This is a genomic window from Streptomyces sp. NPDC056224, from assembly GCF_042267665.1.
Classification (GTDB): Bacteria; Actinomycetota; Actinomycetes; order Streptomycetales; family Streptomycetaceae; genus Streptomyces.
Window position 1 is genome coordinate 186,729 of record NZ_JBHJTK010000001.1, and the last position, 23,554, is coordinate 210,282.

General features: G+C 74.2%; 21 protein-coding genes and 1 pseudogene. 16 read left to right on the forward strand and 6 right to left on the reverse strand.

Annotated elements, in window-relative coordinates; translation table 11 throughout:
• The first annotated feature begins 67 nt into the window (after positions 1–67).
• On the forward strand, positions 68–457 hold the full coding sequence (locus ACFCZ1_RS00870) for a VOC family protein (protein WP_376676159.1): 390 nt from the start codon (positions 68–70) through the stop codon (positions 455–457).
• Positions 458–574: 117 nt separating this feature from the next.
• Here the strand turns inward: ACFCZ1_RS00870 and ACFCZ1_RS00875 are convergent, their stop codons facing one another.
• Both ACFCZ1_RS00875 and ACFCZ1_RS00880 read right to left on the reverse strand, forming a co-directional pair.
• Entirely contained in the window at positions 575–2,719 is a 2,145-nt protein-coding gene (locus ACFCZ1_RS00875) for a SpoIIE family protein phosphatase (protein ID WP_376676160.1), read from the reverse strand.
• A gap of 4 nt (positions 2,720–2,723) precedes the next feature.
• Positions 2,724–4,199, reverse strand: coding sequence for an MFS transporter (locus ACFCZ1_RS00880; RefSeq protein ID WP_376676161.1), 1,476 nt, complete (start codon positions 4,197–4,199; stop codon positions 2,724–2,726).
• Positions 4,200–4,308: 109 nt separating this feature from the next.
• Between ACFCZ1_RS00880 and ACFCZ1_RS00885 the strand changes: the two genes are divergently transcribed.
• Both ACFCZ1_RS00885 and ACFCZ1_RS00890 read left to right on the forward strand, forming a co-directional pair.
• The gene (locus ACFCZ1_RS00885) at positions 4,309–5,274 is read left to right on the forward strand and encodes a LysR family transcriptional regulator (RefSeq protein WP_376676162.1); all 966 of its coding nucleotides are present in this window, start codon (positions 4,309–4,311) and stop codon (positions 5,272–5,274) included.
• Between the two features lie 129 nt (positions 5,275–5,403).
• Positions 5,404–6,150 (forward strand): class I SAM-dependent methyltransferase, encoded by a 747-nt coding sequence (locus ACFCZ1_RS00890; protein ID WP_376676163.1) that lies wholly within the window; start codon positions 5,404–5,406, stop codon positions 6,148–6,150.
• A 9-nt stretch (positions 6,151–6,159) separates the two neighbouring features.
• Here ACFCZ1_RS00890 and ACFCZ1_RS00895 read toward each other — a convergent pair whose 3' ends face one another.
• Positions 6,160–7,068, reverse strand: coding sequence for an alpha/beta hydrolase fold domain-containing protein (locus ACFCZ1_RS00895; RefSeq protein WP_376676164.1), 909 nt, complete (start codon positions 7,066–7,068; stop codon positions 6,160–6,162).
• 204 nt (positions 7,069–7,272) lie between these two features.
• On the opposite strand from ACFCZ1_RS00895, the gene tdh reads away from it, so the two are divergent.
• The 3 genes from tdh to ACFCZ1_RS00910 all read left to right on the forward strand — a co-directional run bounded on the left by tdh (position 7,273) and on the right by ACFCZ1_RS00910 (position 10,621).
• On the forward strand, positions 7,273–8,301 hold the full coding sequence (gene tdh, locus ACFCZ1_RS00900; protein ID WP_376676165.1) for an L-threonine 3-dehydrogenase: 1,029 nt from the start codon (positions 7,273–7,275) through the stop codon (positions 8,299–8,301).
• A gap of 157 nt (positions 8,302–8,458) precedes the next feature.
• The gene (locus tag ACFCZ1_RS00905) at positions 8,459–9,667 is read left to right on the forward strand and encodes a glycine C-acetyltransferase (RefSeq protein ID WP_376676166.1); all 1,209 of its coding nucleotides are present in this window, start codon (positions 8,459–8,461) and stop codon (positions 9,665–9,667) included.
• Between the two features lie 39 nt (positions 9,668–9,706).
• Positions 9,707–10,621 carry a LysR substrate-binding domain-containing protein gene (locus tag ACFCZ1_RS00910; protein ID WP_376676167.1) on the forward strand — a complete coding sequence of 305 codons (915 nt, stop codon included), beginning with the start codon at positions 9,707–9,709 and terminating at the stop codon, positions 10,619–10,621.
• An 85-nt stretch (positions 10,622–10,706) separates the two neighbouring features.
• Here ACFCZ1_RS00910 and ACFCZ1_RS00915 read toward each other — a convergent pair whose 3' ends face one another.
• Positions 10,707–11,495: an MBL fold metallo-hydrolase gene (locus ACFCZ1_RS00915; RefSeq protein ID WP_376676168.1), complete on the reverse strand. Its 789-nt coding sequence runs from the start codon at positions 11,493–11,495 to the stop codon at positions 10,707–10,709.
• Entirely contained in the window at positions 11,492–12,271 is a 780-nt protein-coding gene (locus ACFCZ1_RS00920) for a DeoR/GlpR family DNA-binding transcription regulator (RefSeq protein ID WP_376676169.1), read from the reverse strand. Before ACFCZ1_RS00920 ends, ACFCZ1_RS00915 begins: the two co-directional genes overlap by 4 nt.
• Positions 12,272–12,414: 143 nt before the next feature.
• Here ACFCZ1_RS00920 and ACFCZ1_RS00925 point away from each other — a divergent pair, with 143 nt between their 5' ends.
• The 9 genes and pseudogenes from ACFCZ1_RS00925 to ACFCZ1_RS00965 all read left to right on the forward strand — a co-directional run bounded on the left by ACFCZ1_RS00925 (position 12,415) and on the right by ACFCZ1_RS00965 (position 22,275).
• Positions 12,415–13,317, forward strand: coding sequence for an SIS domain-containing protein (locus ACFCZ1_RS00925; protein ID WP_376676170.1), 903 nt, complete (start codon positions 12,415–12,417; stop codon positions 13,315–13,317).
• Positions 13,314–14,150, forward strand: coding sequence for a ketose-bisphosphate aldolase (locus ACFCZ1_RS00930; protein WP_376676171.1), 837 nt, complete (start codon positions 13,314–13,316; stop codon positions 14,148–14,150). Before ACFCZ1_RS00925 ends, ACFCZ1_RS00930 begins: the two co-directional genes overlap by 4 nt.
• Positions 14,151–14,169: 19 nt before the next feature.
• The gene (locus ACFCZ1_RS00935) at positions 14,170–14,709 is read left to right on the forward strand and encodes a hypothetical protein (RefSeq protein WP_376676172.1); all 540 of its coding nucleotides are present in this window, start codon (positions 14,170–14,172) and stop codon (positions 14,707–14,709) included.
• 94 nt (positions 14,710–14,803) lie between these two features.
• Positions 14,804–15,994 carry an acyl-CoA dehydrogenase family protein gene (locus tag ACFCZ1_RS00940; RefSeq protein WP_376676173.1) on the forward strand — a complete coding sequence of 397 codons (1,191 nt, stop codon included), beginning with the start codon at positions 14,804–14,806 and terminating at the stop codon, positions 15,992–15,994.
• Positions 15,995–16,692: 698 nt separating this feature from the next.
• Positions 16,693–17,649, forward strand: a complete 957-nt coding sequence (locus ACFCZ1_RS00945; protein WP_376676174.1) for an oxygenase MpaB family protein — start codon at positions 16,693–16,695, stop codon at positions 17,647–17,649.
• Complete coding sequence (locus ACFCZ1_RS00950) at positions 17,631–19,706, forward strand: tetratricopeptide repeat protein (RefSeq protein ID WP_376676175.1); 2,076 nt, start codon at positions 17,631–17,633, stop codon at positions 19,704–19,706. The genes ACFCZ1_RS00945 and ACFCZ1_RS00950 overlap by 19 nt, the downstream gene beginning before the upstream one ends.
• Positions 19,703–21,286 carry a phytoene desaturase family protein gene (locus ACFCZ1_RS00955; protein WP_376676176.1) on the forward strand — a complete coding sequence of 528 codons (1,584 nt, stop codon included), beginning with the start codon at positions 19,703–19,705 and terminating at the stop codon, positions 21,284–21,286. The genes ACFCZ1_RS00950 and ACFCZ1_RS00955 overlap by 4 nt, the downstream gene beginning before the upstream one ends.
• An 89-nt stretch (positions 21,287–21,375) precedes the next feature.
• Positions 21,376–21,657, forward strand: a pseudogene (locus tag ACFCZ1_RS00960) (mechanosensitive ion channel protein MscL); the annotation flags it as partial.
• Between the two features lie 96 nt (positions 21,658–21,753).
• Positions 21,754–22,275 (forward strand): SMI1/KNR4 family protein, encoded by a 522-nt coding sequence (locus ACFCZ1_RS00965; protein WP_376676177.1) that lies wholly within the window; start codon positions 21,754–21,756, stop codon positions 22,273–22,275.
• A gap of 98 nt (positions 22,276–22,373) precedes the next feature.
• Here ACFCZ1_RS00965 and ACFCZ1_RS00970 read toward each other — a convergent pair whose 3' ends face one another.
• Positions 22,374–22,823 (reverse strand): nitroreductase family deazaflavin-dependent oxidoreductase, encoded by a 450-nt coding sequence (locus tag ACFCZ1_RS00970; protein WP_376676178.1) that lies wholly within the window; start codon positions 22,821–22,823, stop codon positions 22,374–22,376.
• Positions 22,824–22,973: 150 nt separating this feature from the next.
• On the opposite strand from ACFCZ1_RS00970, the gene ACFCZ1_RS00975 reads away from it, so the two are divergent.
• Complete coding sequence (locus ACFCZ1_RS00975; protein ID WP_376676179.1) at positions 22,974–23,366, forward strand: VOC family protein; 393 nt, start codon at positions 22,974–22,976, stop codon at positions 23,364–23,366.
• The last annotated feature ends 188 nt before the right edge of the window (positions 23,367–23,554 follow it).

Here is a 23,554-nt window from a genome sequence, read left to right on the forward strand (position 1 = left end):
GCAAGGCGCGCACCGGTGGCGCGCACCGGTGGCGCGTACGGGCGCGGTCCGCGGGTATCCGCGGTCCATGACTGTCGCGAAGACGAGCGTTCTCGTACTGGACTGCGCCGAGCCGGAGTCGCTGGCCCTCTTCTACGCCGACCTGCTCGGTGCGCAGGTCCGGGCCGGGGAGGAGCCCGACACGGTCGAGGTCGTGGGCGGAGCCGGAGTACACCTGGCCGTGCGCCGGGACCACGGTTACGCACCACCGAGCTGGCCGCGCCCCGAGGACTCCCAGCAGGCACACCTGCGCATCGTGGTCGCCCCCGCGGATCTGGACGAGGCCGAGCGGGAGGCCGTCTCGCTCGGGGCCCGCCCGCTTTCGCCCGACGCCGGCGAAGGCCCGCGCGACGCCCGCCTCTTCAGCGACCCGGCGGGCCACTCCTTCACCCTGGCGGCCGGCCGGCGCCCGCAGTAGTCCCGCGCCGCGTGGTTCGAACGCCCGCATGCGCCCCGTACGGTCGGGTGTCCGTCCGCCGTGCGATGCACCGATCCGACGCCGTGCGCCGACCCGCCGGGGACCACGGGACAGCCCTCAAGCGGCCCCGCCCGTGCGGGCAGCCAGCAGCAGGGCGATGTCGTCCGGCCGGTCGTCGCTGCCGCCCGCCTCGCCGATCAGCCGGTCGGCCGTCTCGGTCAGGGGGCCGGGCCCGGTCGCGGCGAGGGCCGCCCGCAGCCGTTCCACCCCGACGTCGATGTCGATGCCCGGCTTCTCCACCAGCCCGTCCGTGTACAGGGCGAGCACCGAGCCGACCGCCAGCCGCAGTCCGGTCACCGGATACGTGGCCTCCGGGTCGATGCCGAGCACCAGTCCGCCCGCCAGGTCCAGTACGTCGGTGCGCCCGTCGGGGTGGCGCAGCAGCGGCTGGGGGTGCCCGGCACGGACGGCCTGGGCGGAGCCCGTCGCCGGGTCGAGCACCACGTAGCAGCAGCTGGCGAACTGGCCCGGGTCCAGGTCGCTGAGCATCCGGTTCGTGCCGGCCACCACCTGGTCCGGGGTGCTGCTGGTCAGGGCGAAGGCCCGTACCGCGCTGCGGAGTTGGCCCATGGTCGCGGCGGCCGCCACGCCGTGGCCCTGGACGTCCCCGATGACCAGGGCGAGGCGCCCGCCGCCGGTCTCGATCACGTCGTACCAGTCACCGCCGACGTCCATGCCCTGGGTGCCGGGGAGGTAGCGGCCCACCGTGTCCACGTGCTCGCGCACCGGCAGCCGGTGCGGCAGCAGGGCCGACTGGAGCCCCCTGGCGAGCGCCGCCTCGCTGTCGTAGCGCCGCGCCCGCGCCAGGGCCTGCGCGATCAGCCCGGCCAGGGCGGTCAGCACCGTACGCTCCTCCGGGCTGAAGTCCCGGGGCTCGTCGAAGCCGAGGATGCACGAGCCGACCGGGCGGCCGGAGGCGATCAGCGGGAGGAAGGCGCGGGCGCCGACATGCGCGTCCAGCGGGATGCCCGGATAGGCGGCGGCCAGGTGTTCCATCGACTCGAAGAACAGCGGCCGGCCCGAGGTCAGCGTCTCCACGCCCGGCAGCCGCACGTCGAGCCCGACCCCGTCGAAGCGGTTGAGGAAGCCCTTGGGGAAACCGGTCTCCCACGCCAGGTGCAGGTGCCGCTCGTCGAGCAGGTAGATCGCCAGCTGGCGGCCGCCGAAGGCGGGCAGCAGCTCGTCGGTGACCACCGCCGACACCTGGCGGGCCGTGACCGCTTCGGTCAGCGCGATGGCGAGGGCCACCGGCCGGTACAGCGCGGCGGCCCGGTCGGCGGGGGAAGCGTGCCCCGCGGCCGGCTCGACCACCGACGCGGGTGCGTAGGCGGGCTTCTCGTCGGCGCCGATCGTCACGGTGACCCCGTCGACGCCGGGGTACAGGTTCACCGACAGCCATCCTCCGGGCGGGTGGCGGCCGCGCCGGGCCGGGAAGTGCACCGGCTCGCTGGACATGAAGACGGCCCGCAAGTGGTCCTCGTACGCGGGGTGCCCGAGCCAGGGCAGCGCCTCCCACAGCAACCGTCCGCGCAGCTGCTGCATGCCGAGGCCGAGCAGATCCTCGGCGGCGGCGTTGACGAACCCGATCACGCCCTGCCGGTCCACGGACAGCACGGCATGGGAGAGCCGGTCCACGGCCTCCCGCGCGCCCGGCTCGCCGCCGGCCGGGGCGGGCGGCGGTACGAGCAGCGGGTCACCCTCCCAGATCACGGGCTCCCCGGCCGCCGTCAGCTCCGCGAGGTTCCGGGCCAGCCCGTCCGCGGCCTCGCGCAGCCGCTCGCGGTCCACCGCCCCGACGGCGACCCCGGGAGTCGGCGCGCGCAGCACCATCAGCACGCCGAACCGCTCGGTCCCGGCCGTCACCGGCTCGAACAGCGAGCCGAAGGGGAAGGGCAGCCCCGCCATCAGCTGGGGAAAGCGGCGCATGGCCGTTTCCACGTCGGGCAGGTGCACGGACTGTCCGGAGCGGTAGGCCTCGGCCACCGGGTAGGGCCGGTTCACGTGCATCCGCCACCAGGGCCGGAACAGCCGCCCCGGGAGCCCCGTGAGCACGGCCAGCCGCAGCAGCCCCTCACGGCCGGAGCGCAGGTACACCCCGCCCGCGTACCCGCCTACGGCCGCCACCGCGCCGACGGAGGCCCGGGCGAGCACCTGGGCCGTGGCATCGAGGGCGGGGGCGCCGCTGTCCGGTCTCGCCGTCACACCGTCAGGATGCGCCCTCGGCGGTGCTGCCCGCACCCCGGCGCCGGGCCCGCACGGTGTCCCGGTACCCGGCCACCACGGCGGCCGACGCCACGAGCAGCACCACGGCCACCGTGCGCAGCGCGCCCCCCATCGCGTCGGTGAAGGCGGCGACCTGAGCCGGATCCGTCGGGTTCCCGTGGAACCGGGAGGCCAGCACCGTGCCCACCACCGCCACCCCGAGGGCGGCGCCGATCTCCCGGGCCGCGGTGTTCAGCCCGGAGCCCAGTCCGGCCTGGTGCGGTGGCAGCTCGGCGACCACCGTCAGGGTCAGGGAGGGCGCGCACAGCCCGGTGCCGACGGACAGCACCAGCAGGTAGAGCGCGTACAGGGCGTACGGAGTGCCCGCGTCGGCGGTGGAGACGAGCAGCAGCCCCGCACCGATCAGGCCGAGCCCGGCGCCGACCGGCAGCCGGGGCCCGGTGTGCTCCTGGAGCCGCGCTCCGAACCGGGGAACCAGGGCCATGCCGACGGTCAGCGGGACGATCGCCAGGCCGGTCTCGGCGGGGGAGAAGCCCTTCGCGTACTGGAGGTACTGGGCGTTGACGAAGAACAGGGCGAAGAGCCCGAAGAAGGCGGCGCCGATGCCGAGCGCTCCGGCACGCAGCTTGCGCGAGGCGAAGATCCGCGGGTCGAGCAGCGGGCGGGCGGCGCGCAGGGCATGGCCGGTGAAGGCCGCGAGGAGGCCCGCGCCGGCGCCGAAGGCGGTCAGTACGCGCACCGAGGCCCAGCCGTGGGCGGGACCCTCGATGATTCCGTAGACCACCGCGAGCAGCGCCGCCGCGAGCAGCGCCGCCCCGGCGGGGTCGACGGCCGCGTCGGGCCGCGAGGGCGTACGGGGGACCGTGAGGGCGACCGCGAGCGCGAGCAGCGCGCCGAGCGGGACGACGGCCCAGAACAGGGCCCGCCAGGTCAGGAACTCCCCGGCCAGGCCGCCGCCGACGTTGCCCGCCAGACCCCCGAGGCCCGCGGCCAGCGTCCAGGTGGCCAGCGCCCGGCCACGGAGTTCGGGCGGGCTCAGGTGGACCAGGACGGACATGGTGGCGGGCATGATCAGGGCCGCCCCGGCCCCGCACAGGCCACGGCCGGCGATCAGCACGGCCGGGTCCTGCGCGAGGGCGCTGACGGCCCCGCCCGCGGCGAACAGCCCGAGCCCGGCCAGCAGGGCGCCCTTGCGCCCGTACCGGTCGCCGAGGGCACCGGCCGGGATCAGCAGCGCCGCGAAGACGATGACGTACGCGTCGACCGCCCACAGCAGCTCGCCGGGGCCGGGACGCAGGGTGGACGCGGCGAGCTGCGGGATGAGCAGGTTGACGGCGGCGACCATGCCCTGGGCGACCAGTACGCAGGCGCACAGGACGAGCAGGGCGGGCCGGGTGAGGGTGGTCGCGGCGGGCGCGGGCGGCGCGGCGGGATCCCGCGTGCGGGCATGGCGGAGCACGGCTCCTCCTCGGAGTCGGTGGCGAAAAGGGGATGTGGATGGGCGAGGCCTCCGCTTCACCGTAGGGTGGCAGTGACCTGCTTTCCAGTGCATGTTCTGCAAGGGATGAATGCGTGTGACGCAATCCGGGACCGCGTCCGGTCTGGACCTGAACCTCCTCGCCGCCCTGGACGTCCTCCTGGAGGAGTCGAGCGTGTCCCGCGCGGCGGCCCGGCTGCACCTCTCCGAGCCCGCGATGAGCCGCACCCTCGGCCGGATCCGCAGGGCCCTGGGCGACCCCGTCCTGGTCCGGGCCGGACGGACCATGGTGCCCACCCCGCACGCCCTCGCCGTCCAGGGCGAGGTCAGGGCCGTCGTGGAACGGGCCCGCGCCCTCTTCCTCACCGGCGGGCAGGTGGACCTGTCCACCCTCGCCCGCACCTTCACCGTGCTCGCGAACGACGCCTTCACCGCCGTCTACGGAGCCGCCCTCCTCACCCGGGTGACCCGCGAGGCGCCGGGGGTGCGGCTGCGCTTCCTGGGGGAGAGCCACGTGGACGTCCCGGCGCTGCGCGAGGGCGTCGCCGACCTCGAACTCGGAGTCGTCGACACCCGTTCCCCCGAAGTGCGCGTCGAGCACCTCGCCGACGAGCGGATGCTGGCCGTGGTCCGGCGCGGCCACCCGCTGCTCCGCGGCCGTGTCACCGCGCGCCGGTTCGCCGCCGCCGAGCACCTGATCGCCTCCCGGCGCGGCCGCCTGCAGGGCCCGGTGGACACGGCCCTGGCCGAACGGGGCCTGTCCCGGCGGGTGGCGGGCAGCGTCGGCACCTTCCCCGCCTCCCTGTTCGTCCTGCGCGAGAGCGACCTCGTCGGACTCCTCACCACCCAGGTCGTACCCCTCGCCGCCGCGCTGGACCTGGAGACCTTCGAGATCCCGCTCGACCTGCCGACGCTGCCCTTCGGCATGGCCTGGCACCCGCGCCACGACGCGGACCCGGCGCACGCCTGGCTGCGCACCTGCATGCGCGAACTGGTGCCGAAGGGCGCACCGGCCGGGGTGGCGGATCCCGTGCGCGAGGCCCGGCGGCGGCGATAGGCCGACCGCATCCCTCGTCCGGGGGACGGCCGGGTGTGCGCCCCGTTGCCCGGAGGCGTCGCGGGGCACGATACGCACGCGTCCCCTCCCTCCCACCCACCCCACCGGCAGGCCACCGGAAGGCAGAGCATGCGGTTCCAGTACGACACCATCGGCGAGCGCTACGCGGAGTCCAGGACCACCGCCGCCTTCTCGGCGGCCGACACCTACACCCTGCACGGAGCCATCGACGCGCTCGGCGGGGTACGCGGCCTCGACGCCCTCGACCTGGCCTGCGGATACGGCTTCAACACCCGGCTGCTGGCCCGCGGCGGCGCCCGACGGACCGTCGGCGTGGACATCTCGGAGGAGATGATCGCGCTGGCCCGCGCGCACGAGGCGGTGAAGGACCGGCCGGCCGGCGAGAACATCGAGTACCTCGTCGCCGACGCCTCGGGCCTGCCCGACCTCGGCCCCTTCGACCTCGCCACCGCCCTCTACCCCTTCCACCACACGCCCGACCGCGGGGAACTGCACGCGGTGTTCCGGTCGGTCCGCGCCAGCCTGCGGGCCGGCGGACGGCTGCTCGCGATCGTGCCCAACGCAGGGGCGTTCCCGCGCGTCGACTGGTCGCCGTACGGGGTCCGCATCCTCGACCGGGTGCCGAGCGGCGACGCGCCGCTGCTGAAGGCGCACTTGCTGACCGACCCGCCGGTGCCCTTCGAGTTCCGCGAGTGGTCCCACGCCGACCTCGCCGAAGCCGCCGTCGAGGCGGGCTTCAGTACCGTCGGCTGGCAGCCGAACCGGACCCCGCCCGCCGATCACGTGCGCGACGAGGCGTACTGGACGGCGTACCGCGCCTGGCCGATCAGCTCTCTGATGACCTGTGTGGCGTAGGTGCCGGTGTCACAGCTCCGCCGCCGACCGGACCAGCTCGACGATCCGGTCGCGTGCCGCCCGCCCCTCCGGCAGCGGCAGCAGCGGGTAGCCGTGCGGCAGCCCCACCTCCTCGTGGACCTCCACCTCCACCCCGGCCGCCCGCGCCCGGCGCAGCAGTTCCCCGCTGTCCGTGGTCAGCAGGTCCCGGGTCCCGGTGAACACCGTCAGCGGCGCCATCCCCTCGAAGGACCCGTACAGCGGGCTCACCCGGGGATCGTCCGCGGCCAGGGTCCCGGCGTACAGGCGCCCGGCCTCCCGCAGCCCCGGGAGCCCCAGCACCGGATCGGCCGCCTCGGCGCCCGCCTGGTCCGGATGGCTCAAGGTCAGGTCCAGCCACGGCGAGATCAGCACGATCCGGGAAGGACGCGCCCCGGTGCGCTCGCGCAGCCACTGGGCGGCGGCCAGTGCCAGCCCGGCCCCGGCGCAGTCGCCGATGAGCACCGTCCCGCCCGCGCCGCCGCTCGCGATGAGACCGCTGAGCAGGTCGGCGGCGACCGGGACCGTCCGGTCGGCCGTCCCGCGCGGTGCCAGGATGTACGCCGGTACGACGACGCGCGCCCCCGCCTGTGTGACCAGGGTCCGCACCACCGCCCAGTGCGGACGGACCAGCTCGCCCACGTAGGCGCCACCGTGCACGTACAGCACCTGGGCCGTCGGCTCGGTCCCGCGCGGTGCGACGTCGTACACCGGCCACGCCCCGACGAAGGTCCGCGAGATCTCCGCGACCCGGCCCAGCCGGCGCGGCGGCAGATGGGAAGCGGGCCGACGGGCGGACCGAGCCACCCGGGTCCGCACCGCCTCGGCGCTCGCGAACCGTCTTCGCCGTCCTGCCGCGATCAGCGCCACCGACAGCGCCCTGCTGCGCAGACTCGGCACGCCCCCCACCTCCCCTTTTTCCCCGGCCGTCGCCGGCCCCCGCCCCGTCACGTGAGGAGCATAGGCGTGAAGCTGGGCTGTCGGCCCGCTTAAGAAAGTCTCGATGGACTGATCACCGTGCCGCTCGGCAGATTGGTTCCGTTCACCGACGCCGTCCGCGCCCCCGCGCTCGTGGCGCCCCCTTCCGCATGCCTGGAGCCACCCATGAAGGCACTCGTCAAGCACAAGGCCGAGCCCGGGCTGTGGCTCATGGACGTCCCCGAGCCCGAGTACGGCCCCGGCGACGTGCTGATCAAGGTGCTGCGCACCGGCATCTGCGGAACCGACCTGCACATCCGTGCCTGGGACGGCTGGGCGCAGGGCGCGGTCAAGACCCCGCTGGTCCTCGGCCACGAGTTCGTCGGCGAGGTCGCCGCCCTCGGCGCGGACGTCCGCGACATCGAGATCGGCGCGCTGGTCAGCGGCGAGGGCCACCTGGTGTGCGGCAGGTGCCGCAACTGCCTGGCCGGGCGCCGCCACCTGTGCCGCAGCACGATCGGGCTCGGGGTCGGCCGCGACGGCGCCTTCGCCGAGTACGTGGTCCTGCCCGCCCAGAACGTGTGGGTGCACCGGACCGCGGTGGACCTGGACGTCGCGGCGATCTTCGACCCGTTCGGCAACGCCGTGCACACCGCGCTGTCCTTCCCGCTGGTCGGCGAGGACGTACTGATCACCGGCGCCGGCCCGATCGGGATCATGGCGGCGGCCGTGGCCCGGCACGCGGGCGCCCGCAACGTGGTCATCACCGACGTCAGCCCCGAGCGGCTGGAGATCGCCCGCAAGGCCGGCGCCACGCTCGCGGTGAACGTCGCAGAGTCCTCCATCGCCGACGCGCAGGCGCAGCTCGGTCTGCGCGAGGGCTTCGACATCGGCCTGGAGATGTCCGGCCGCGCCGAGGCGATGCGCGACATGATCGACAACATGACGCACGGCGGCCGGATCGCGATGCTGGGCCTGCCCGCGCAGGAGTTCCCGGTGGACTGGGCCAAGGTCGTCACCTCGATGATCACGATCAAGGGCATCTACGGCCGCGAGATGTTCGAGACCTGGTACGCGATGACGGTGCTGCTGGAGGGCGGGCTCGACCTCAGCCCGGTCATCACCGGCCGCTACTCGCACCGCGACTTCGAGGCGGCGTTCGACGAGGCCTCGACCGCCCGCAGCGGCAAGATCATCCTGGACTGGACGGCGTAACCGCCGCCCGCCGCTCCCTGGACCATCTCCCTCCGGCCGGGCCCCGCACGCCCTCTCCCCGGACTCCGTCCGGGGGGACCCCGCCGTCCGCGGGGTCCGGCCCCTCCCGTCTGCCTCCGCTCCACCGGACGGCACACCGCACAAGGAGAACCGCACCATGTTCGAGTCCGTCCGCGAGGACCTGCGCGCCACCCTCGACGAGATCCGCGCCGCCGGCCTGCACAAGCCCGAGCGCGTCATCGGCACCCCGCAGAACGCCGCCGTCGCCGTCACCGCGGGCGGCGCCCCCGGCGAGGTGCTCAACTTCTGCGCCAACAACTACCTGGGGCTGGCCGACCACCCCGAGGTCGTCGCCGCGGCGAAGGACGCGCTGGACCGCTGGGGCTACGGCATGGCCTCCGTCCGCTTCATCTGCGGCACCCAGGAGGTGCACAAGGAGCTGGAGGCGCGCCTGTCGGCCTTCCTCGGCCAGGAGGACACGATCCTCTACTCCTCGTGCTTCGACGCCAACGGCGGTGTCTTCGAGACCCTCCTCGGCGCCGAGGACGCGGTCATCTCCGACGCCCTCAACCACGCCTCGATCATCGACGGCATCCGCCTCTCCAAGGCCCGCCGCTTCCGCTACGCCAACCGCGACATGGCGGAGCTGGAGACCCGGCTCAAGGAGGCCGCCGAGGGCGGCGCCCGCCGCAAGCTGATCGTCACCGACGGCGTCTTCTCGATGGACGGCTACGTCGCCCCCCTCGCGGAGATCTGCGACCTGGCCGAGCGCTACGACGCCATGGTCATGGTCGACGACTCGCACGCCGTCGGCTTCGTCGGCCCCGGTGGCCGCGGCACTCCCGAACTGCACGGGGTCATGGACCGCGTCGACATCATCACCGGCACCCTGGGCAAGGCCCTCGGCGGCGCCTCCGGCGGCTACGTCGCGGCGCGCGCCGAGATCGTCGAGCTGCTGCGCCAGCGCTCGCGCCCGTACCTCTTCTCCAACTCCCTCGCCCCGGTCATCGCGGCGGCCTCCCTCAAGGTCCTGGACCTGCTGGAGTCGGCGGGCGACCTGCGCGAGCACCTCGCCGCCAACACCAAGCTCTTCCGCACGAGGATGACCGAGGCCGGTTTTGAGATCCTGCCCGGCGACCACGCCATCGCCCCGGTGATGATCGGCGACGCGGCGGAGGCGGCCCGGATGGCGGAGCTGCTGCTGGAGCGCGGCGTGTACGTGATCGGCTTCTCCTACCCGGTGGTGCCGATGGGCGCGGCGCGCATCCGCGTGCAGCTCTCGGCGGCCCACTCGACGGCCGACGTGGAGCGCGCGGTGGCGGCGTTCGTCGACGCCCGTGAGGCTCTCGCGACCACTGGGGCCTGAGGGGCCCGGGGCGCCTTTGCGTCCTGAGACAATGGCGGGGTGATCGACCCCCGCCGGCTGCGCATCCTGCGGGCCGTGGCGGACCACCGTACGGTGACCGCCGCGGCCGCAGCCCTGTACCTCACCCCCTCGGCCGTCTCCCAGCAGCTCGCGGCGCTGGAACAGGAGACGGGCCACGCGCTGCTCACCCGCAGCGGCCGGGGCGTACGGCTCACGGCGGCCGGTGAGATCCTGCTCGGCCACGCCCACGAGGTGCTGGCCCAGCTGGAGCGCGCGGAGGCCGAGCTCGCGGCGTACGCGGGCGGCTCGGCCGGCGAGGTCACGGTGGCGGCCTTCGCCACCGGCATCGCCGAGGTACTGGCCCCGGCCATCGCCCGGCTCGCGCGGGACCACCCCGGGATCCGGCTGCGGGTGCGGGACGCGGAGGGCGACCAGAGCCTGCCGCAGCTCCTCGACGGCGAGGCGGACGTCGCGCTGGCGGTCGAATACCGGGGCGGGCCGGGTGCGGACGACGCCCGGCTGTCGGTCCTGCCGCTGTACGCGGAGCCCTTCGACGCGGTACTGCCCTCGGGGCACCCGCTCGCCGACCTCCCCGCGGTGTCGCTGGCGGACCTGTCCGACTCGGACTGGGTGGGCCAGTACCCCGGCAACCCGTGCCACGACGTGACGCTGCTGGCGTGCGAACTGGCCGGGTTCCAGCCCCGGTTCGTCCATTCCTCCGACGACTTCCGGGCGGTGACGGCCCTGGTGGGCGCGGGGGCCGGGGTGGCCCTCGTACCGCGCTCGGCGCTGCACGGCATGGACCTCAAGGAGGTCCAGGTCCGGCCGGTCGCCGGCCCGGCCGCCACCCGCCGGGTCTTCGCCGCCACCCGCCGCGGCGGCGAGACCCACCCCCTGATCGCCCCCGTCCTGGCCGCCCTGGTCCGGGAATCGGAGCGGCTGTCGGCGCACTGAACGCCGGAGCCGGGGCCTGGACGCCGGGGCCTGGACGCCGGGGCCCGGCTGACCGGGTCCGGGCCGGAGTCCTGAAGCGGGCCGGTCAGCCGACCGGGAACACGGTCCCGGGCGCGGCGTGGTCGACGGGCCCGCCGTAGTGGGCAGAGGCGCGGGCCACCGCCTCGTCCGGGCCGAGGCCGCGATCCACGTGGGTGACGACCAGCCGTCCGGCGCGCGCGGCCGCCGCCGTCCGCCCGGCCTCCTCCGGCGTGTGGTGGAGGTGTTCGGCTTCGTCCGGCGCCGGCCGCCGCGCGCTCCCGGCCTCGCAGAGCAGTACGTCGCACCCCTCGGCGAGGGCCGTCAGCGCGGGGCAGGGCGCCGTGTCCCCGGAGTAGACCAACGAGTGGCCGCCGGCCTCGACGCGTACGGCGAAGGCGGGCATGCCGTGGGACACGGCCCGGCTGGTGAGGGTGAGCGCCCCCACCCGCACCCGGTGCCCGTCGGACAGCTCGTGCACGGCGAAGGCGGACTCGACCGGACTGCGCTCCGCGCCGTTGGTGAGGAACCCGGCGAGCCGGTCGGCGGTGCCCGGCGGGCCGAACAGCGGCAGCGGCGCCGCGCGTTCGACGTCGGCGAAGAGCAGGCCGTAGTACGCGGTGAGGAGGTCCGCGCTGTGGTCGGCGTGCAGATGTGAGATCCAGACCGCGTCCAGCTCGCCCAGCCCGACGTACCGCTGGAGCGGCCCCAGCGTCCCGCTGCCGGCGTCCATCCAGAGCCGCGCGCCCCCGCCGGACACCAGATAGCCCGAACAGGGGTTGTCCGCGAGCGGATACGGCGTCGCGCCGCCGAGGACCGTCAAGCGCAGGGGATCGCCGCTCGTCGCGCCGTTCATACCCGTACGACCTCCACGCCCGCCGCCGCGAACTCCTGCGCGACCGCCGCCGTCAGGCCGGTGTCCGTCACCAGGACGTCCACCTCCGAGGTCGCGCAGATGCGGGCGAAGGCGCGCACGCCCAGCTTGCTGGAGTCGGCCGCGATCACCACCCGGCGGGCCCGCTCGCACAGCAGGCGGTTCACCGAGGCCTCGTCCTCGTGCCGGGTCGCCGCGCCGTCGGCCGGATCGAAGCCGTCCACGCCGAGCACCGCCGTGTCCACCGCGAGCTGCCCGAGCACCTGCTCGGCGAGCGGGCCCGTCAGCTCGTACGACTGCGGGCGGGCCACCCCGCCGGTCAGCACGATCTTGAACTGCGGCCGGATCACCAACTCGCCCGCGATGTTGAGGGCGTTGGTCACCACCGTCAGCGCCGGGGAGCCGGAAGCCAGGTCCGGGCGCGCGGCCAGGGCCCGCGCCACCTCGGTGGTCGTGGTGCCGCCCGTCAGTCCGATGACCTCGCCCGGGGCGATCAGGGCGGCCACGGCCTCGCTGATGCGGCGCTTCTCGGCGGCCCGGCGCGAGGTGCGGTAGCGCAGGGGGAGTTCGTAACTGACCCCGTGCAGCACCGCCCCGCCGCGCGTACGGACCAGCAGCTGCTGCTCGGCGAGCTGGTCCAGGTCGCGGCGGACGGTCGCGGCGGACACGCCGAGGATCTCGGCGGCCGGCTCCACCTCCAGCTCGCCCCGCTCCACCAGCAGATCCAGCAGCGTCTGCCAGCGCTCCTTGCGGGTCATCGGCCGCCCCCTTCGTTCTCCATTGGCCTACCCGCCGACATTAACTCAGGTGATCCGCCCGTGGATGCTTGAAGTTGCGCGAAACTGCCAGCTACCTTGCAAGAACACGCATTCAGACCCGTCTGTCGCACGAGGGAGCCTGCATGAGTCACGTCGCGCACGAGTTGGGCACGCAGCCCGCATGCTGGGAGCGGGCCGCCGAACTGGCCCCCGCCCGGCGGGGGGTGCTGCCGCAGCCGGGGGAGCGTACCGCGATCGTCGGGTGCGGGACCTCGTACTACATGGCCCAGGCGGCCGCCGTCCTGCGCGAGGAGGCGGGCCAGGGGGAGACCGACGCCTTCCCCGCCTCGGAGTTCCCGCGCCACCGCCGCTACGACCGGGTCGTCGCCCTCACCCGGTCCGGGACCACCACCGAGGTGCTGGACCTGCTGGCCGGGCTGCGGGACGCGGGCGTGCCCACGACCGCCGTCGTCGGAGATCCGGCCACCCCGGTGATGACCCTCGCCGACGAGCTCGTCGTCCTCGACTTCGCCGACGAACGGTCCGTCGTCCAGACCCGCTTCGCCACCACCGCCCTGACCCTGCTGCGCGCCCACACCGGGCTGCACGCCGCGAGCGCGGTCGCCGACGCGCGCACGGCACTCGCCGAGCCGCTGCCCGCCGGGCTGGAGAGCCGGGACCAGTTCACCTTCCTCGGCCGCGGCTGGAGCATCGGCCTCGCGAACGAGGCCGCGCTGAAGATGCGCGAGGCCTCCCTGTCCTGGGCCGAGTCCTATCCGGCGATGGAGTACCGGCACGGGCCCATCAGCGTCTCCGGCCCCGGCACCCTCACCTGGTCCCTCGACGAGGCCCCCGACGGGCTCGCCGACCAGGTGCGCGGCACCGGCGCCCAGTGGGTGGCCGGGCGGCTCGACCCGCTCGCCGAGCTGGTCCGGGTGCACCGCCTGGCCCTCGCCGTCGCCGCCCACCGGCAGCTGGATCCGGACGCGCCCCGCCACCTCACCCGCTCGGTGATCCTCGCCTCCGGAGAGGAGGCGGTCCGATGAGCCTCGTCCCCGCGGGCACGCTCGTCCGGGAGGCGGCCGGCGCGGGCCGGGCCGTCGCCGCCTTCAACATCATCACCCTGGAGCACGCCGAAGCGGTCGTCGCCGGGGCCGAGGCGGCCGGAACGCCGGTCATCCTCCAGCTGAGCGAGAACGCCGTGAGGTTCCGCGGCGGACAACTGCTGCCGATCGCCCGTGCGGCCGCCGCCTGCGCCGAGGCCGCGGGGGTCCCGGTCGGCCTGCACCTCGACCACGTCAAGAGCTCCGAGCTGCTGCGCCAGGCCGTCGACGCGGGATTCGGCTCGGTGATGTACGACGCCGCGCACCTCCCGTACGCCGAGAACCTGGAGGCGACCCGTTCCGCCGCGGACTGGGCGCACGCCAACGGGCTGTGGATCGAAGCCGAGCTGGGCGAGGTCGGCGGCAAGAACGGCGCGGCCCCGCTGGATCCGCACGCGCCCGGCGCCCGTACCGACCCGGACGAGGCGCACCGGTTCGTCGTCGACTCCGGGGTCGACGCGCTGGCCGTCGCCATCGGCAGCAGCCACGCCATGACCAGCCGGACCGCCGCCCTGGACCACGCGCTGCTGGCCCGGCTGGCCAAGACGGTGGACGTGCCGCTCGTCCTGCACGGCTCCTCCGGGCTGCCGGACACCGAACTCGCGGCGGCCGTCGCGGGCGGCATCCGCAAGGTCAACATCGGCACCGCGCTCAATGTGGCGATGACCGGCGCCATCCGCACCCACCTCACCGCGGCGGACCCCAGGCCCTATCTGGCCGCCGCCCGCACGGCGATGGCGGCGACGGCCGAGGCTATGATCAGCGCCCTGAACTGACGGGCACCCGGGGGGGACCATGGAAGCGCGGCGAGGCCACACCGACCGGCGCCGGCTCCTCGGGCTGTTCGGCGGCTCCGCGCTGCTGCTGACCGGGGCTGCGGCCGGCGGGTACGCCCTGTGGCCCGAAGGCCCGCCGCCGGATCCGGAGCGCGTCCGCACCGACACCGAGCCGCTGCGCGCCAGGTTCGCCTCCCTCGGCGAGATGTCCGACGCGCACTGGCTCGGCTACGCCATCAACAAGGGCGCCTACGACGACCGCTCGATCCCGGGACCGGATTCCCGGATCCGCGTCGTCGGCCTGGCCCGTCTGCCGCAGGGCAAGGCGGCGGAGGCGGTACGCCGCCCCCGGCAGGTCCCCTTCTCCGTCGGCGGCCTGCCGCAAATCCCCGCCCCGCTGCGGAAGTTCGTCCCGGCGGGCGCCGTCTGGCAGAGCAGCCCGGACCACGACGCGGAGATCAACGCCGCCCCGTCGTCGGCCGACCACGTGGAGGGCCGGTACTTCCTCGACGCGGCGCGCGATCAGGTCTGGTTCGACGCCGTCTTCCTGTACGCCTGACGGGGGCGTGGCCCTTCCGGATTCCTGAAACAGGTTCTACTCTGCCCTGCGCCACCACAGCGACGGGCTGGACCGCGAGAATCCCGGAGGGGCCGTGCACCTCGAATACACGCCTGAGCAGCAGCAGTTGCGCGCCGAGCTGCGTGCCTACTTCGCCCGGCTGATCCCAGAGGACGGCTACGCCCGCTACGAGGACCCGGCCGCGCAGAAGCGGTTCTACCGGGAGACCATCCGGCGGCTCGGCGCCGACGGCTGGCTCGGGGTCGGCTGGCCGAAGGAGTACGGCGGACGCGGGATGTCCCCGATGGACCAGTTCATCTTCTTCGACGAGGCCGCGCAGGCCGTCGTCCCCCTGCCGTTGATGGCGCTCAACACCGTCGGGCCGACCCTCATGCAGTTCGGCACCGACGAGCAGAAGGCGTACTTCCTCCCCAGGATCCTCGCCGGCGAGATCGACTTCGCCATCGGCTACAGCGAGCCCGACGCGGGTACCGACCTCGCCGCGCTCAAGTGCAGGGCCGTGCGCGAGGGTGACGAGGAGACCGGCACCTACGTCGTCAACGGACAGAAGATCTGGACCACCAACGGCGACACCGCCGACTGGGTCTGGCTGGCCGTCCGCACCGAACCGGACGCCCCCGCGCACAAGGGCATCACCATGCTCCTCGTGCCGACGTCCGACCCCGGCTACTCCTGCACCCTCATCAACACGCTGGCCTCGCACGACACCACCGCCAGCTACTACGAGAACATCCGCGTCCCCGCCACCCGCCGCGTCGGCCAGGAGAACAAGGGCTGGCGCCTGATCACCAATCAGCTCAACCACGAGCGCGTCACCCTCGCCGCCCACGGCACCATGGCCATCCGGGCCCTGCACGACGTCCAGCGCTGGGCCGCCGCGACGAAGCTCGCGGACGGCCGCCGGGTGATCGACCTCTCCTGGGTCCGCGGCCGCCTCGCCCGCACCCACGCCCGCCTCGACGCGATGAAGCTGCTCAACTGGCAGATGGTGAACGCCGTCCAGTCCGGCACCCTCACCCCCCAGGACGCCTCCGCGGTCAAGGTCTACGGCTCCGAGGCGCGCCGGGACGCGTACGCCTGGCTCATGGAAGTCGTCGGAGCGGCCAGCTCCCTCAAGGACGGCTCCGCCGGAGCGGTCCTGCACGGCGAGCTCGAACGCGGCTACCGCAGCGCCGTCATCTTCACTTTCGGCGGCGGCAACAACGAGATCCAGCGCGAGATCATCTCGTGGATCGGCCTCGGCATGCCCCGCGTCCGCCGCTGACGGAAGGAGCCGGCGTCGCAGTGGGCGGGCGGGCCGGCCGCGACGGCTTCGACCGACTCGGCGATCAGGCCGGCGATCAGGCCGGCGAGTACCGGCGGCCGGACCGCCGGCCGCCGGTGCCGCGGCCCGTCCCGGCCGGCCGCGAACCCACCGTGCAGCGGCCGCACGCGCTCGGCCGGTCCGGTCGGGCCGTGGCCGGAGGTGAGGAAGGGGCGTGACGAAGGGACGTGACCCCTCGCAGGTGGGGGTCTCCGTCCCGGGTCGGCCCACCACACCGAGTTCCAGCCGGTCCGGCGCGGCCGTCGTCCGGACCTCGAACGGGCCGCGGGGCGGACCCGTATCCCCCATGCCCAGGGCCCCGCCACGGCAGGAACCGCCCGGCCCCGGCCGCCGTGGTGCCGGGGTCACCGGCCGGATCACCTCGGTCGTCCGCATCGGCGGCCCGCACGGCGTCGTCGGCATCGGCATCGGCCTCGTCCTCGGCATCGACACCGTCGCCCCGCGGACGGCCGAGCGCACCGGCGCCGGCCGGGGCAGGGCCGTTCGGCCGATCCGCCCACCGAGGGCGAGGCGTTGCACGCTGCGCCGGAAACCGCCGGAAACCGCCGGAAACGGCCGACAGCCGCCGGCCGCTGGCCGCCGCGTCGGCCGCCTCGTACGCTGGAGCCGCCGGGCGTCCGCGACAGGGAGGTACGGGGATGGGAAACACCACGGCCGTCCCCGACCCGGGACTGTACGGGCCGGCGTCCGTCACCTGGCAGTGCCACGGCGATCCGGTGATGTGGATCGCCGGCGTCCGCGCCCTCTACCTCCAAGCCCTGCACCCGCGAGCCGTCCGCGGGGTCATGGAGAACTCCACCGCTCTCGGTGGCGCGAGCGGCCGCAAGGACGCCTGGGGGCGGCTGCTGCGCACCGCCGACTTCGTCGGGACGGTCACCTACGGCACTTCCGAGGCCGCCGAGCGGGCCGGCGCCCGCGTACGCAGGATCCACCGGTCGCTGTCCGCCACCGACCCGGACACCGGCGACCGTTTCCCCGTCGACGACCCCGCACTGCTGCTGTGGATCCACTGCGCGCAGATCGACAGCTTCCTGCACGTCCTGCGCCGCTCGGGCGTCCCCCTCACCCCCGCCCAGGCCGACCGCTACGTCGACGAGAACCGTGTGAACGCCCGCCTCGTGGGACTCGACCCGGCCGCGGTCCCCGCCGACACCGCGCAGCTGGCCGCGTACTTCGAGGAGATCCGCCCCGAGCTCGCCGCCGGCCCCGACGCCCACGCGGTGGACGACTTCCTGCGCGCGCCACCCGTCCACCCGCTCCTCGTCGCTGGCCGAAACCTGCTGTGGCGCCCGCTCGCCGGCCTCGCCTACGGCTCCCTCCCCGCGTGGGCGCACCGCCTGTACGGGCGGCCCGCACCCGCCCCACCCGCGGTCACCCGGCGCCTGCGCCTCACCGGGCGCGTGCTGCGCAGCATTCCCGCAGGTCTGCGCTGGCAGCTGCCCCCAGGTCACATCTTGAAAGCGATGCGCCGCATGGGCCCCGGGAGTCGCCCCTCGCCGTACACACTGCGTACATCAGCGGCCATACTGGACGGGCCAGGGAGGGCGTGGCACGACAACGGGGGCGACTTCAAGACATGGCGGAGTCCAGACTGATCCAGGGCCGGTACCGGTCCCTCGATCTGATCGGCCGCGGCGGCATGGGCGAGGTATGGCGCGCCCGGGACGAGTCGCTGGGCCGGCACGTCGCCGTGAAATGCCTCAAACCGCTCGGACCGGAGCAGGACAACCACTTCACCCAGGTGCTGCGCGAGCGGTTCCGCCGCGAGGCGCGCGTCGCAGCGTCGCTCCAGCACCGGGGCGTCACCGTCGTCCACGACTTCGGCGACGACAGCGCCGCGGGCGGCCCCCTCTACCTCGTCATGGAGCTCCTCGAAGGCCGCAACCTCAGCCAGCTCCTGGAGGACAACGAGACCCGCCCGCTCCCGGTGGACGTGGTCGTCGACATCGCCGAGCAGATGGCCGCCGCCCTCGGCTACACCCACGACCAGGGCGTCGTCCACCGCGACCTGAAGCCGGCCAACATCATGCGGCTCACCGACGGCACGGTGAAGATCTGCGACTTCGGCATCGCCCGCCTCGCCCACGACATCGGCTTCACCGCCAAGCTCACCGGCGGCGGCATGGCCATGGGCACCCCGCACTACATGTCGCCCGAGCAGATCGCCGGCGGCGAGCTCGACCACCGCAGCGACCTGTACTCCCTCGGCTGCGTCCTGTACGAAATCGCCACCGGCGCTCCGCCCTTCGACCTCGGCGACTCCTGGTCCGTGCTCGTCGGCCATCGCGACAACGCACCCGTCCCGCCCCGCGAGCACCGGCCCGAACTGCCGGAGTACTTCGAGCAGGCCGTCCTGGACCTCCTCGCCAAGCGCCCCGAGGACCGGCCCGGCGACGCCCGCCACCTGCACCGGCGGCTCGTCGAGGCACGCCTCGGCCCGGGCGGGCTGCCCGGCGCCCAGGCCCCGCTCCCGGCATGGGCCCGCGGGATGACCGCCGGACGCAAGGCGGGGACCGAGGCGCGTCCCGCGAGCGGCGCGTGGGCCGTGCTCACCGGTTCCTGGACGGCGCGCCCCAGCGGCGAGCAGCCGGTCGGCGGCCTGCGGCGGATCGTCCGTCCCGTGCCCGCCGAGGACCCGCGGCTCACCGCCCCGTACGGGACCCCGCGGGTACCCGGCCCGCGCCAGAGCGGCCCCGACGCCCTCGCCGCCGGGCACACGCGCGCCTTCGCCCTCAGCCGGGCCGGCCGGCCCGAGGAGGCGCTCGCCGCGTACGAAGCCGTGGCCGACGGGCGGGCGCGGGTCCTCGGCCCGGATCATGCCGACACCCTCGCGGCGCGCCAGGAGACCGCGTACGAACTGGGCCGGCTCGGACGCCACGAGGAGGCGTACGGCGTCTACCGCGCGGTGCTCACCGCCCGCGAGCGCACCATGGGCCCGCGCCACCCCGACACCCTGCGCTGCCGCCACAACCTGGCCTGCGCCCTGGGAGCGCTCGGCCGGTTCGCGCAGGCCCACGCCACCGCCGCCGAGGCCGCCGCCGACCGGGCGGCCGTGCTGGGCGCAGAGCACCCGGACACCCTGCTGACGCGCTACGAGGCGGCGTACGCCCTCGGCCGCCTGGACCGCTGGCAGGAGGCCCTGGCCGGCTTCCGCGAGGTCGCCGCCGTACGGGAGCGGGTGCTCGGCCGCGACCACCCCGACACCCTCGCCGCGCGCTACGAGGTGGGCATCGCGCTCGGCCGCACCGGGAACGCCGCCCAGGCCCTCGACCTGTTCCGGGCCCTGGTCCGCGACCGGACCCGCGCGTACGGGGCCGCCGACCCGGAGACGCTCCGGGCCCGGCACGTCCTCGGTGTCAACCTGGGCCGCCTGGACCGCTGGGAGGAGGCGGTGGCCGAGGCGCGGCAGGTGGGCGCCGCCCGGGCCGGGGCGCTCGGCGCCGAACACCCGGACACCCTGGTCAGCCGCCGCGAACTGGCCGTCGGTCTCGGCCGGCTGGGCCGCTGGGACGAGGCGCTGCCCATCTACCGCGACCTCTCCGGCATCCGCGAGCGCTCCCTGGGCGACGAGCATCCCGACACCGCCCTGGCCCACGCCGACGAGGCGTACTGTCTGGAGCGGCTCGGCCAGGTGTGCTACCAAGAGCCATGACAGCCATGCGGGGCTCCAGCGGATTCGGACACGACGTCTACGACGATGTGATCGTGGGCGGCGGGCACAACGGCCTGGTGGCCGCCGCGTACCTGGCCCGGGCGGGCCGGTCCGTGCTGGTCCTGGAACGGCTCGGGCACACCGGCGGTGCCGCCATCTCCAGCCGCCCCTTCGTCGGCGTCGACGCCCGCCTCTCGCGCTACTCGTACCTCGTCTCCCTGCTCCCCGCGAAGATCGTGCGCGATCTGGGGCTGCGCTTCGCGGTCCGCAAGCGCACGGTCTCCTCGTACACGCCCGCCCTGCGCGACGGGCGTCCCGGCGGGCTGCTCGTCGGCGGCGGCGAGGCGCGCACCAGGGAGTCCTTCGCGCGGCTGACCGGCTCGGACAGGGAGTACGAGAGCTGGCGCGCCTTCTACGGCACCACGGGCCGGCTCGCGGAGAAGGTCTTCCCGACGCTGACCGAGCCGCTGCCCACCCGCGAGGCGCTGCGCTCCCGGATCGACGACGAAGCGGCCTGGCGGATGCTGTTCGAGGAGCCCCTGGGACAGGCGGTGGAGCGGCACTTCGCGGACGACCTGGTACGGGGCGTGGTCCTCACCGACGGGCTGATCGGTACCTTCGCGGACGCGCACGACCTCTCGCTCGCACAGAACCGCTGCTTCCTCTACCACGTCATCGGAGGCGGGACCGGCGACTGGGACGTGCCCGTCGGGGGCATGGGCGCGCTCACGGACGCCCTGGCCGGGGCCGCGCGGGCGGCCGGGGCGGAGATCGCCACCGGGCACGAGGTGCTGCGGATCGACACGGACGGCATCGCGCCGGCCGAGGTGGTGTTCCGTACGGCGGTCGGCGAAGGGCGGGTCGTCGGGCGGACGGTGCTGGTCAACGCCTCACCACAGGCACTGGCGGAACTCCTCGGCGAGGCACCGGCCCGGCCGGCCGAGCCGGCTCCCGAAGGCGCCCAGCTCAAGGTCAACATGCTGCTCCGGCGGCTGCCCCGGCTGCGGGACACCGCCGTCGACCCCCGCGAGGCCTTCGGCGGCACCTTCCACATCGCCGAGGGCTACGAGCAGCTCGCCAGGGCCTATGCGGAAGCCGCGGCCGGGGAGCTGCCCTCCGTACCGCCCTCGGAGATCTACTGCCACTCGCTGACCGACCCGACGATCCTCGGGCCGGAGCTGGTGGAGCAGGGTTACCAGACGCTCACCCTCTTCGGCCTGCACACTCCGGCCCGGCTGTTCGGGCACGACAACCGGCAGGCGCGCGAGGTACTGCTGACGGCCACCCTCGCGCAGCTCGACGCGCACCTGGCCGAACCGCTCACCGACTGCCTCGCCTTCGACGCGGACGGCCGCCCGTGCATCGAGGCGAAGACCCCGCTGGATCTGGAACGCGACCTGCGCCTGCCCGGCGGCCACATCTTCCACCGGGACCTGTCCTGGCCGTACGGCGAGGCCGGGCGGTGGGGCGTGGAGACCGCCCACCGCAACGTACTGCTGTGCGGTGCGGGGGCGGTGCGCGGCGGTGGCGTCAGCGGGGTCCCGGGCCACAACGCGGCGATGGCGGCGCTGGGGCTCTGACCTCCCGCCGGAGCCGCAGTCGGCAACCGGAGCCGTCGGCCGCCGCGCAACAGGAGGGCTCTCTCCCGCCGGCCACCCACGACCCCGCCGGACTGGGCTGGCAACTCGGGAAGGAGGGGAACGACGCGACGTACCTCGACATCGGGCAGTTCATCTCGGCGCTGATCTACTTCCTCATCTTCATGCTGGTCGTGTACTTCGTGATCGTCGTGCCGTACAAGCACACCCAGGCCCGCCGCGGTGTCACCGCCTTCGGCGACCCGGGACCGGTGAAGACCTGCCCGGCGTGTTTGGCCGATGACATCCCCGAGGCGGCGACCAAGTGCCGGTACTGCACCAGCCAGCTGCCGCCCGTGGGCGTACCCGCCTGACAGGGCCCGGGGGGTCGAGGAGACTGTCTCCTGTACTGCGGTACTGCGGTCAACTCCAGGACGGGCACCCGCCCGACGTGCAAGAAGGACCTAGTGGTGGCAAAGCTCCCAGAGATCACAGCCCTGTTGGGCGAACCCCGGTTCAACTGGTCGGATCCGGCCCCGTGGACCGAACTGGAGCGGGAACTCGGTGTCGAATTCCCTGCGGACTTCCGTGAGATCGTGGACGCCTACGGTTCGATCGAGATCAACAGGCAGTTGTACCTGAAGCACCCCGCCGGCCATCTCCTGCACAGTCTGGGAGAAGACATCAGGGGGGATCTCGAACTCTGGCGTGACGAGGACATGGTGGAGTTCCTGCCGAGTCCGGTGGGGGCGAACCCCGGGGAACTGATACCGGTGGCGTCGGCCACGACGGGCGAGGCGGTGTTCCTCCGCGTTCCCGACGGCCCCTCGTCACCCTGGCGCGTCGTGGTCCAGGAGTTCGACAGTCCGGCCTGGACCCTGTACGAGATGACGTTCAGCGAGTGGTTGACGGCCTACCTCAAGGGGAGGGACGTGACGCTGTGTTCTCGCAACTTCGCGCCCGACGGCCCGTTCTACGCATTCCTGCCGTGAAATGACCGCGGTGCCACGGACCGGACCGGCCGGCACCAGCGGCTCGATCCGGTCCCGCGTCACATCAGTGGTCACCACCGGCTTTCGAGGGGCGCGCTCTAGCCGGCCGGCTCGATGACCACGATCGGGATCTCGCGGTCCGTCTTTTCCTGGTACTCGTCGTACGCGGGCCAGTGTCCGACCATCAGCGGCCAGTAGGCGGTGCGCTCCTCGGGGGTCGCGGTGCGGGCCGTGCCCTGGACGGTCCGCGGGCCGACCTGGACACGGACCTCGGGGTGCTCGGTCAGGTTCCGGTACCAGAGGGGGTGCGCCGGGTCGCCGCCCTTCGAGGCGACGACGAGGTAGCGGCCGTCGGCCTCACCGTAGATGAGGGGCGTCCGCACGGGATTGCCGGAGACCCTGCCCACCGTGGTGAGCAGCAGGGTCTGGGTCCCCCTCCAGAACTGGCCCTCGGCCCCGTTCGAGGCCACGTACTGCTTGACGTGGTCGAGCTGCCAGCTTCCGGGCCTCGGGTCGGTCGGGTGGTCCCAGTCGATCTCGGTGGTCATAGAGCTCTGCCTGCCTTCGTGTTGAACGGTCAACAACGCCAACAACGAATTCCAACGCCGACGGGCACGGCGTTATGCCGCGTGGACGGCGAGCGCGAAGCGTCGTAGGCGATGATCGACGCCGCGCCCGCGACTCCCTAGGATCCAGCCATGATCGCTGAATTGCAGTGCGTGGTCCTGGACTGCCCCGATCCGCAGCGGCTGGCCGAGTTCTACCGGTCGGTGCTGGGCGGGGCCGTCGACCAGCCGGACCGGCGGTGGTCGGTGGACGCGGACTGGGCGACGCTCCACACGCCGGCCGGCCCGGTCCTCGCCTTCCAGCGAGCGCCGGACCACCGGCCGCCGAGCTGGCCGGACCCGGCCCGGCCGCAGCAGTTCCACCTGGACTTCGGCGTCCCGGACCTCGACCGCGCGCAGGAGCAGGTGCTCGCGCATGGCGCGACGCTGCTCGACCGGGGTCCCGCCGGCCGCGGCTGGCGCGTCTACGCGGACCCGGCGGGCCACCCCTTCTGCCTGGTCCGCCACCAGGCCGGACCCACGTGACCTGCCCCCGCCGGTAGGGCGGCCCGACGGCGGGCCGGGTCCGAGCGCCGCCGTGGCGCGGCCGGATCCCGCCCGTGTCACCCGAGGTCACAGCGGCCCACCTGCGGTGCCCCGCTGTCCATGGGGCAGGATGGCAGCCCGATTCGTGTGCGTACACACGCCCGAACGGGGCTCCGCACAGCACGATC